Source organism: Bacillus sp. GMa5/1 (genome assembly GCF_050172015.1).
In the GTDB taxonomy this organism is placed as follows: Bacteria; Bacillota; Bacilli; order Bacillales; family Bacillaceae_G; genus Bacillus_A; species Bacillus_A cereus.
The window spans coordinates 1-10832 of the sequence record NZ_JBNLYC010000138.1 but is presented as its reverse complement, the minus strand read 5'-3'; the positions used below and the strand labels follow the sequence as shown (position 1 = coordinate 10832).

Here is a 10832-nt window from a genome sequence, read left to right as displayed (position 1 = left end):
ACACATCCTTTCATATGAATTAATAATAAAAATTTACAACTATATAGTAATGTTTTCTAATTTAAAAATCCATATAATTATATATAATTGTACAGAATTACAAAAAACCCTTATTTAATAAATAAAGGGTTCCTCGTTAACTAAAATATTTTTCAAAACAGAAACAATCATGAACCCGTTTAAATTATTTTCGTATCTCTTCTTTTAAATCCATATAATTAAAAAGCTCTTTCTATTTCTGTCATTAATTTTTCAGGTCCTGCCCCTTTATTCGACGTAATAACTAAAGTTATTCCTAATTCTGGATATATAGCCGAGCGAAAACTGACGCCTGGATCATATCCCATTACATGATATTTGAATACCTTGTTTTCTCGTGTTTCAATCCATATTCCATAGCCGTAGGACTGTTTATCATTTACTTGAATGTGAGGAGTTAAAAGTAATTTTGTATATTCCTTTCCTAAAATTTCATTATTAAATAGGGCTGCCCAAAATTTCAGCATGTCTGGTGCAGTAACATATGCACCTCCATCAGCTCCTCCTTTTATCGGTATAGAGTAGGCGTTTGTTCTCCAATTTTGGTTGGTTTCGTCCTTTATATATCCTAGAGCTGTATGTCTTGGTAATCTATCTAACGAAAAATAGCCAGAATCATTCATGCCAATCGGATTAAAAATGTTCTTTTCTATATACTCCGTAAATTTAAGTCCCGTCTGTTCTTCTATTATTAATCCAAGTATGATAAAGCCTGCATTGTTGTAGTGAAACTTAGTTCCAGGTGCAAACATCATATTACTTTTTTGGAATAATGGTAAAAAGTCTTTTAAACTCTTTAATAGATACATAGGTGTTTGTTTCCAAAGATCTTCGAAGTTATCCATAATACTTTCATCAAAATAATCTGGTATACCAGCGCTATGCGTTAGTAGTTGATGTATTGTAATATCTTCATCGAAGTTTGAAAATTTTATCTCTAGACAATCTTTTAATTTTGTATGAAAAGAAATAAAACCTTTTTCAACAAGTTGACAGATGCCAATTGCAGTGAAAATTTTACATCCTGAGGCAATGCCAAATCTTGTTTGTATCGTATTGTTTATACATTCACTTTGGTTTGCGTAACCCAAAGCTTTTTCATAGACTAAGTCTTTTTCTTTTTTTACTAAAACTACTCCAGAGAAATCTATTTTCTTTTTTATTTCTTTTACAATTTTATCAATTTCATCTTTTGTTTTTATCACGACAACCACCCTTATCTTTCGGTATTGTTCTTTCCCCTTATTGATTTTTCCATATAAAGGGGAAAGAACCCTTTTATTAAATACGATAAATTGTTAATGAGAACACAAAGTTCATTTCGAATTTATCCCGCTATTTGTGGACAGTAAGACCCCCATCTCAAAATTCAGCGAAAGCAAAGAAGTTAAGTGGGGACCCTGCTGCCCGTAAAAGCTCGATTGGTGAGGGCTGATAATCAGTGGGGGGATGCTCCCTGATTAAAGTTTCACTTTATTGATTCAGTAGAATACAACTTAGATTGTGATGGGAATAAAGTAAACACACACAAGACGATAGTAATAAATAACATGATCAATGAACCTACAATAACTACAAGTTGTATAGAAATGAACTGAGTCGCAACACCAGATAATATTGTAACAAAGATTGTTACTATCGCAATAACAAGTCCATATATACTCCCGATCCGTCCCATCATATGAACAGGGATATTATTTTGGTAAAATGTATAAAATCCTGTATTTGCATATGCCATTGAAAAAGATAAAATAAAGAATCCAATAGCAGCTATTAAAAATACATTTGAAAAAGCATAAATTAAATAACCAATTGCAATAAATAATGATCCTATTCCAATTAGAAGTGAAGGTGCTAATTTCTTTGACAAAATTGTATTTGTTATGGCACCTAAAATAAATCCTGCACCAGCTATACTAACTAGAAAACCGTATTCACTATCTGTTAGTAGTAATACCTCTTTCGCAAACGATAGTTCAAGTGAATCAGTAGCGGTTGCTAATACGAACATACTTTGAAATAAGAAGTACACGCATACGACATACACATGTTTTCTACTAAAATTTATAACAGTGTTCCAATCTTTTTTTAATACTGTAAGAGATAATGTATTACTTGTTGTATCCGAAGCTTCTTTCTTATCAAGATTAGGTAAAAGTAATGTAATGAATCCTGATAAGAGAAATGCTATAGCATTTATATATATAGCAATCTCTGGTGTACTCGCAATTAATAAAACCCCTGCTATCGCTGGACCAATTAAAAATGCACCAGATCCTATTAAACTACGTAATGAGTTGAAACGTTGTCTTTGTTCTACTGGAATTAATTTCGTCATATACGTCATAGCAGTTGGCTCATAAATTGCACTGGCCATACTTATAAAGAATACAAATACATAAACAATCCAAAGTGACGGAAGTAAAGGTAAAATAGCGATAAATAACGCACGATATATATCGAGGTGAATCATTAACTTCCGTTTATTTAAACGATCAATCATACTCCCAGACCAAGCGTTTGTAAATAAAGTGGCTAATGGTTTTATTACATATAAAGCAGCAACAGCTAAGGCTGAGCCACCCATATTATAGACAAGTACATTCAGTGCTATTAAGTAAATCCATGCCCCTAAATTCGCAATACCAACACCGGACAGTAGTAATAAAGGATATTTCCAATCTTTAAGAAAGTTTTTCATTTTTGGCCCCCGCTTTCAAAATTGTTTTAAAACAATAAAAAAATCCCACCCCCAAGACTTTTAATCTTAGGGACGAGATTTATCATCGCGGTGCCACCCTAGTTTGTTAATATGTCACCATATTAACCTTATCAGGTACTGCATTCTAACTCATGCTTATACCATAGCTCTATAACGGGAGCTCCCGTCACACCATCCCCTAATAATAGGTTCCGATGCGCTGCTCAGAGGCTTGGTTCAATAAAGAATTTTTACTCCTTTTCAGCTAAATGGAGCTCTCTGTAAAAAATTCATTTTATTTACTCTTCTCTTCACTGCATTTGATTTTTTCCATATTATCACAATTATTTTTAACTGTAAATAAAAAATAATCAGATATTTAATAACGTGTCTCTATTAATTCATTTTTTTATTGTTTTTTCTGAAAATTACGGTGCGTGAAATTACTTACAGCTCTAAAGAAAGAGCCATTTGCATCTAGCTCCTTCCAAATACCTGAATTAATTCGTATTCGCCTCTGTTAACGGTTGTAACGGCGGTTCTAATTCTAGTTCTAGTGTATCTCCTTCATGTAAATCTTGTCCTTTTTCAATACTTTGGCTCGTTACATAACCTGTACCAGAAGTTTTCAAATCTAATTTCAAAAGCTTAGAGAAATACATAACATCACGCATGGACCAACCTTTTACATTTGGCATTTGTGCGTTATTCCCTAATAAAAATATACGATCACCTTCACTCATTACCTCGCCAGACTGCGGATATTGTTTTATTATTTTTCCTTCTCCTAAAATTACCGGCTGTAGCTTCTCTTTTTCTACACTTTTCTCTGCTGTACCCATCGATTGATTTACATAATTTTGTACTTTTAATTGAGATTGTTTCGCTGCATCAGCTATTTGTTTTTCGGTATACGGTTTCACCTTTAAATATTCAAGGCTGTTTTTTATAACAGGTTTAAATATTTCAGCAAGAGGTTGAGCTCCATACTCATCTCCTTTTAACTTTGGCTGCTTAATAGCTAAGTATACGATTAACTCCGGATCATCAATTGGAGCCATTCCTAAAAAGGAGAAAATGTAATTCTCTTTCCCCTCCATATATCGGCCGTTTTCAGGATTCGGGATTTGTGCTGTTCCTGTCTTACCTCCAATTGGATAACCATCCACTTTATACATTGTACCAGTTCCTTTTGAAGATGTTATAACACGCTCCATTAAGCTTCTAACCTTGTCCGCTGTTACTTTTTTTATCGGATTCCCAATTTCTTTCGGTTGATTTTCCATAATAACTTCTTTGTTTGTTGGATTTACAACTTTATCAACGATATATGGTTGCATCATTTTCCCGTCATTTGCTATAGCAGTAGCCGCTTGGATTAATTGAATCGGAGTTACTGTAGAACCTTGACCGAAAGAAGTTGTAACCTGTTGAATTTGCGTATTTAATAATAAAGTATTTTTACTTTCTCCAGGTAAATCTATTCCTGTTTTTTGACTGAAACCAAATTTATTCATATATTGCTTAAATTTATTTGGTTTCAGTAACTGATCTTCTAAAATAGAAAAAGCTACGTTTGATGATCTTTCAAAACCTTCATCAAATGTAATTGATCCCCATCCAAATCCACCATTATGATCTTTTATATCAGAGGAACCAACGGAATATTTTCCAGATTGAAAATATTCTTTTCCGTTATATACACCTTCATTAATGGCAGCTGCTAACGTAAAAACTTTCATAGTTGAACCTGGTTCATATGCATTTGCAATCGGATCATTTAAAAAGTATTCGATATCACCTACATTAGGATTGTAACTAGGTTTACTAGCCATCGCTAAAACCTTTCCTGTTTTTGGATCAGCAATAATTCCAATTAACATAGAAGGATCATAATGCTCTTGTGCTTTGTTCATCGCTTCTTCTAAAAAGCTATTAATTTGTTTATCAAGCGTTAAATACACATTATTCCCATTTTTAGCAGGTTCTACTTTACCTATATCATTTGTAAGCGGAATCCCCCTTCGTGTACCCACATATTCTATATTCCCGTTTGTCGAGCGCAAATATTTATCCAAACTCTTTTCAAGCCCAAACTTCCCTTCCGTATTCCCTTTATCATCTGGTCTAGCAAAACCCAGTATATAGGATGCAAAGTCTTCATTCGGATACACTCTTGCTTTTTCCGACATAAAAGATACACCTGGTATTTTTAAATCATTAATTTTTTCCTTCTTTTCCCTAGATAAGTTCCGACCAATTTTCCCAATTTCAACTTGCGTACGCCCTTCATGAAAGTTTTTTAATACTTCTTCTTTATCAATTTCAAGCGCATCGGCTAATTGTTGTGCGGTTTCATCTTTATTTTTCACTTTATCTTTTCCTTTTAAATTAACAACAACTCGATATGTTGTAGAATCTTGTACTAACACCTTTCCGGTTTGGTCATAGATAGTACCACGATTCGCTTCTAAAATACCTTTTTTATTATGTTGTTCATCCGCTAGATCCTTTACATTTACATTATGCACGACTCCTACTGCCTGAATATAGACTATACGCAAAATCATAATAAGAAACAAAACAATAAAAGCAATCATCATATATCGAGCGCCTTTATTCGTTTGAAGTTTTTGCATACTTATCTCCTCTCTTTTGGAATGGATTCGTACGAAGATGCGTTTTATAATTTGTAGTTTTTGTTTACGATACTATATGTTTCGAAGTTTTCTTTTTAATTCCTTTAAAACAATACGAAACTAACTATTGTTATTTTTTGTTTTTGTTTTATTTCATTAAAATACGGTGCGTGAAATTTCTGAATATTAACTTCACCAAAACTTGATTGCATAGCACTCTAAACTCTTTTCTTATTTACTATAAAAAGTTCCCCTCTGGATTTCCAAAGGGGAACTTTTTATAAGAAAATTATGCGATATGGTTATATTTTGCTAAGAAAGGAATTCGTCTCGCTACTAATGCATACATTTTGAATACGAATTTCGCTATTGGTTCAAACATACGTGTACTTTGCATTACTAAACCGCTCGTAACAAGTGTTATGAAAGCTGCACCAAGTATATCTAAAGGATAATGAACACCTACATACATACGTGATATACCGACTAACACTGCCCATAATAGCGCGATATATTTCAGTTTTTCTCCTCTAAGAATAAATACGAAGGCGATTGAAAATACAAGTACAGAATGATCACTAACAAATGATGAATCTGCTGCATGTGGTACTAATTGATGTACATCATGTGATACGAACGGACGCGGATGGTAATATACCGCATGTATAAGAACATTTACTACTAATGCAATAATAACCGAAAGCGTCGTATATAAAACTGTATATTGTTTTCTAATTGCATTCTCTTTCTTTCCATTATTAAACCATAAGATAAGCATAAATAAAATGGCTACGTATGCAGCGCTATTTGTAATTGCAACCATTATCGTATCTAATAGTTTGGATGAATCAGCAAAATTATTAAACCACTGAAATACTGTGTAATTCATAATACTCTCTCCCTACTTACAAGTGTTCTTGATTTACACAGTATACAATACCATTATGAAAATGGGCTTAAACTTTTCTCATCTAATTCTCATTTTACTATTACTCATGTGACAATTATAAAACAAATTTTATACGCTATTTATGTATAAAGTTCGTAAACCTTTATAATAAGGCGATTCGTATTTTTTTCATGTTTGGAATACATAACATATTCATTTAAATATACTAATTGTAAAATCATATTTTTTAATTCATTTGAAGTACAATATTTCCAAATTGTTCTCCATGTTCCATACGGCTTAGTGCTCGAATTGCTTCTTCTAACGAGTAAACTTTATCAATAATTGGTTTAATTTGATGTTTTTCTATAAACTTTATCATCTCATTAAATTCCTCACGGCTACCCATGGATGTTCCCATAATATCAATTTGATTGTAAAATAGCGCGCGTAATGGTAATTCAATTTTATCTCCTGAGCTTGCACCAAAATTCACGATTCTTCCGTTTGGTTTTAATACATCAAAATATTTCAAAAAAGTTGCTGGACCTATACTATCTATTATTAAATCTACTTTTTCACCTTGTAAGCTCTCTTCCCAATTTCCGGCACTATGAAAAGAAATATCTGCACCATATTTTGCAGCAAGTTCCATTTTATTCTCTACCCTTGAAGTAACACTCACTTTTGCGCCAATTGCTTTCGCGAATAACATGGCAAATGTAGCAACACCACCGCCTATTCCCGGAATTAAAACGTGTTCGCCGCGCTTCAATCTACCTTTAGTAAAAAGCGCTCTATATGCAGTTAATGCGGATAAAGATAAAACACCTGATTCTTCCCAAGTAAGATATGACGGCTTTTCTACAACATTTTCAACTGGTACAATTACATATTCAGCAAACGTTCCATCTTTCGGCCCACCTAGCACTTCCGGTAACTCCGGTACTTCAGTAGCATGTTCCCATCCAATACTAGGATTAATAATAACTTCTGTATGTAATATGTTATCAGAAACACCGTTTCCAATTTCCGTAACAATACCTGCACCATCTGATCCTAAGATTAAAGGTAATTGCATTTCTTTTCTATTATTCATAATAAATAAATCCCGGTGATTTAAGCCTGCTGATTTTAATTTCACTTTAACTTCCCCATCATTAAGTGCTCTCTCAGGTGATATTTTATATTCTACACCGTCAAACCCAGTTTTATATTGATGTACGATAGCTTTCATTATTATTCCCCCTTAATAATTTTAATGTACTAGAAATTTCGAAATAAACAAAATGATTTGATCGTAAAAAAGAAGGAATGCAAAACGCACCCCTTCTTTGAAGGCTTATTTTATTATACATGGTAATGTAATCGTAACGATTGTTTCTTCATTTTCTTTACTCTCTATTTTAATAGCTCCGTTATATTTTTCTACAAGTCGTTTTGCAATAGACAAACCTAGTCCGTTTCCACCTTGTTTTCGACTTCTCGCTTTGTCAACTCGGTAAAACCGATTAAGAACAAATGGTAAATCGGATTCAGGTATTCCCGTTCCATGATCTATTACACGAATTGTAACTTTCCCTGATTGTAAACTGGATTCTATGCAAATATATTTATTAACCTCTTTTGTATACTTAACTGCATTATCCATTATGATAATAATAATTTGTTCTAAGTAAGATGATGGCATTGACACATAAGCTGCATCATCCGAAAATTTCATATCAAATTGAAAATCACTTTGAATTACTATAAAGTTTTGTGTAACATGTTTTAATACGCTATTTACATGGACTGGCTCAGCTGCTATTGGATACATTTGTTCAGATTCAGCTCTTGATAGTTCTAGCAATTCTGAAACTAATTTATTTAAACGCTCTACTTCCTTTAAACTAGATTGAAGAGATTTATCTAATACTGCTGGATCATTTTTCCCCCATCGGTTTAACATCGCTAAGTGACCATGAATAATTGTTAACGGTGTTCTTAGTTCATGAGATGCGTCTTCGACAAACTGTTTCTGTTGTGCAAAAGAAGTTTCTACTTCATCCATCATCTCGTTAAAGAGAAATGATAATTTTGCAAGCTCATCATTATTTTCTCGTACTGGAACCCGTTCATTTAGTCCATTCTTTTTAATACGTTTCATCGTATCTGTTATATTTTGAACACTTGATAATAGTTTCTTCGTTATAAGAATCCCACCTAAAAAACTAAATATCAATCCAAATATTCCAGCAATAAGCATTACCACTAAAATAACTTTTAATAAATAATCAAATGTCTCTAGGTTTTTCGTAAGTTCAATAGTGCCAGTAAACTCTTTCGTTTTAATTGGTATGCGCTTAACTAATATTCGATCTTCTAAATGCCTTTTTATAAATGACTCATCTTTTATAACCTGTTTCGGCTTTATCCACGTTTCATTAAAATCTCGTGAAACAGTAATAATCGGCCCCCCATCCATGTCAATAATACGAATCATTTGATGCTTATCAATCATATTGTTTAGAAAATCTTTACTGTTTTCAAATGTTTTACTCGAAAGGGTATCATTTTTATCTTGGAAATATGCCGCTATTTCCGTCACTTGCCTATTTATTTGTTTCTGTTCATAATCTATAGTCCACTTATTGATTACAATAAACTGCAAAGCACTATATAAGATGAACAAAATAAATACTAGTGTAGTGGACCAAAGTGTTAGTTTCCACTTTATAGGTAGATTTCGAATTCGAAACATAATATTTTTTATCATTTCATTATATATCCCGCACCACGGACCGTTTGGATATACTCCTCCTTATCTACACTATGTAACTTGTTTCGCAAATAACGAACATATACATCAACGATATTTGTCTCAACAATTGCATCATATCCCCATACTTGGTCCAGTAAAACATCACGAGTAAGTACGCGATTAATATTTTTCATAAACATAAGCAATAACTCGAATTCTTTATTTGTAAGTTCAATTTCTTCATTTCCTTTAGTTATAGTTCGAGATTCAATCTGAAGTTGCAAATCTTTGAATGTAAGAAATGAAACCTGCTTGTTTTCAATATGTTCTTCTCTTCTAAATATCACTCTCATACGTGCTAACAGTTCTTCAATTGCAAATGGTTTCGGAAGATAATCATCCGCTCCACTATCTAAACCTGTCACACGGTCCATAATACTATCACGAGCAGTCAGCATAATAATAGGTGTATTTTTAGTCGCTCTTAGTCGACGACATACCTCTAGTCCATTTAATCCAGGCAGCATTAAATCAAGCAAAATGAGATCGTAATTCTTTTCAAGTGCTGCGCTTAACCCTTTTCTTCCATCTAGTTGTATATCTACTTTATACCCTTCATATTTTAGTTCTAATTCTAGAAAATCTGCTAAACTTTCCTCATCCTCAATAATTAAAATGTGTTGCAACGGTAGTTCCTCCTAGACAATTAAATGAATAAATAATCCTATTCCAAATATAATTACAATGATTTGATGCACTTTTCTATACATCATAAATTTTTCTTTCTTATTTATTTTCTGTAAATAAAACCCAACAACCCCTAGTGCGATTAAGGCTAATAGAGAAAATATGCCACTGTATATGAGTAAAATATGAGGACTCCCTTTTATAAAAAAGTAAACACCATGAGTAATTGCAACAGCTATTATAGCGTATCCAATTAATACATGAAACTTTTTTGCAAATAGATACACTTCTTTAACTTTTTTAAATCCTTGTATATTTTTCTTCTTTAAAAACACCCATATATGGCGTAAAAACCATAATGAAGCAGCGATAATAGCCCCATATTCACCAAAAGAGCCTAATTTTTTATTTAACCATTTTACATTCAAAACATTGCCGTATATAACATTAATAAATAGCATCAATACACTACAAATAATAATAGTAATGCCCATAATTTTAACACACACACGAAAATATTTATTTCTTAATATCTTCTCCATTTTATTTAATCTCCTTACTCACAAAAGCTTTGTAACAAGCAGTCTATCAAATAAAAAAGAAAAGAACATGAGAGAAAGATTAAAATAAAATGAGAATTTCAATATCACTGACAATTATTATTGATTTTTTTCAGCTAACTTTATTATGTTTTGAATAAACGGTGCTTTTGCCTTTGTATATGAAACACGATCAAAAGCATATGTAATAGCAAGCATCTCTTTTAATTCTCTATATTCTTTACGTGCCCATTCATGGCTTATTAGAAAGTCACGAAATAAAATATTGTTCCTCCATTCGTCACTATTATAAATATAAACATGCAAATGATGAGTACCTGCTCTCCATTTTCCCTTTCTAAAAAAACGCCAATTGGTTGCATCTTTTGGAACATACTCATATCCAATTTCCGATAGAACTTCAATCCACTTTTCAGTTATTTGCAATTCTGTTACGCCAATCATCATATCAATAAGAGGTTTAGCTCCTAATCCTTCTACTGCTGTGCTCCCTATATGTTCAACAGCGATTATTTCTTGTCCTAACAAGGAACAGAATTTCTCTTTTTCTTTTATATACTCTTCAACCCAGTCT

9 protein-coding genes, 1 pseudogene and 1 other annotated feature are annotated in these 10832 nt (G+C 32.5%); all 10 genes and pseudogenes read right to left on the bottom strand.

Going from position 1 to position 10832, the window contains the following annotated elements; translation table 11 throughout:
* Positions 1-136: 136 nt before the first annotated feature.
* Positions 137-205, bottom strand: a pseudogene (locus tag ACQGSG_RS22530) (GNAT family N-acetyltransferase); the annotation flags it as partial.
* Positions 206-218: 13 nt separating this feature from the next.
* Positions 219-1244, bottom strand: a complete 1026-nt coding sequence (locus tag ACQGSG_RS22525; protein WP_000598044.1) for a serine hydrolase domain-containing protein — start codon at positions 1242-1244, stop codon at positions 219-221.
* A gap of 263 nt (positions 1245-1507) precedes the next feature.
* Positions 1508-2740 carry an MFS transporter gene (locus ACQGSG_RS22520; protein ID WP_000787867.1) on the bottom strand — a complete coding sequence of 411 codons (1233 nt, stop codon included), beginning with the start codon at positions 2738-2740 and terminating at the stop codon, positions 1508-1510.
* 65 nt (positions 2741-2805) lie between these two features.
* Positions 2806-3064: a binding site (T-box leader), on the bottom strand.
* A 176-nt stretch (positions 3065-3240) separates the two neighbouring features.
* Entirely contained in the window at positions 3241-5379 is a 2139-nt protein-coding gene (locus ACQGSG_RS22515; protein ID WP_061655662.1) for a penicillin-binding protein, read from the bottom strand.
* Between the two features lie 289 nt (positions 5380-5668).
* Complete coding sequence (locus ACQGSG_RS22510; RefSeq protein WP_001110118.1) at positions 5669-6268, bottom strand: undecaprenyl-diphosphatase; 600 nt, start codon at positions 6266-6268, stop codon at positions 5669-5671.
* 247 nt (positions 6269-6515) lie between these two features.
* Positions 6516-7505 carry a zinc-binding dehydrogenase gene (locus ACQGSG_RS22505; RefSeq protein WP_000644550.1) on the bottom strand — a complete coding sequence of 330 codons (990 nt, stop codon included), beginning with the start codon at positions 7503-7505 and terminating at the stop codon, positions 6516-6518.
* 105 nt (positions 7506-7610) lie between these two features.
* Entirely contained in the window at positions 7611-9026 is a 1416-nt protein-coding gene (locus ACQGSG_RS22500; protein WP_097856703.1) for a HAMP domain-containing sensor histidine kinase, read from the bottom strand.
* Positions 9023-9697, bottom strand: coding sequence for a response regulator transcription factor (locus tag ACQGSG_RS22495; RefSeq protein WP_001163828.1), 675 nt, complete (start codon positions 9695-9697; stop codon positions 9023-9025). Before ACQGSG_RS22495 ends, ACQGSG_RS22500 begins: the two co-directional genes overlap by 4 nt.
* 12 nt (positions 9698-9709) lie before the next feature.
* A complete protein-coding gene (locus ACQGSG_RS22490; RefSeq protein ID WP_000411453.1) occupies positions 9710-10240 on the bottom strand; it encodes a hypothetical protein in 531 nt (176 codons plus the stop codon).
* A gap of 117 nt (positions 10241-10357) precedes the next feature.
* The coding region (locus ACQGSG_RS22485; protein WP_426948053.1) for a GrpB family protein at positions 10358-10832 on the bottom strand (475 nt) is incomplete at its 5' end.

Excerpts from the sequence above, each read along its gene's own strand:
- ACQGSG_RS22505 (WP_000644550.1), bottom strand. The coding sequence starts at position 7,505 with ATGAAAGCTATCGTACATCAATATAAAACTGGGTTTGACGGTGTAGAA.
- ACQGSG_RS22515 (WP_061655662.1), bottom strand. The coding sequence starts at position 5,379 with ATGCAAAAACTTCAAACGAATAAAGGCGCTCGATATATGATGATTGCT.
- ACQGSG_RS22520 (WP_000787867.1), bottom strand. The coding sequence starts at position 2,740 with ATGAAAAACTTTCTTAAAGATTGGAAATATCCTTTATTACTACTGTCC.
- ACQGSG_RS22510 (WP_001110118.1), bottom strand. The coding sequence starts at position 6,268 with ATGAATTACACAGTATTTCAGTGGTTTAATAATTTTGCTGATTCATCC.
- ACQGSG_RS22500 (WP_097856703.1), bottom strand. The coding sequence starts at position 9,026 with ATGATAAAAAATATTATGTTTCGAATTCGAAATCTACCTATAAAGTGG.
- ACQGSG_RS22490 (WP_000411453.1), bottom strand. The coding sequence starts at position 10,240 with ATGGAGAAGATATTAAGAAATAAATATTTTCGTGTGTGTGTTAAAATT.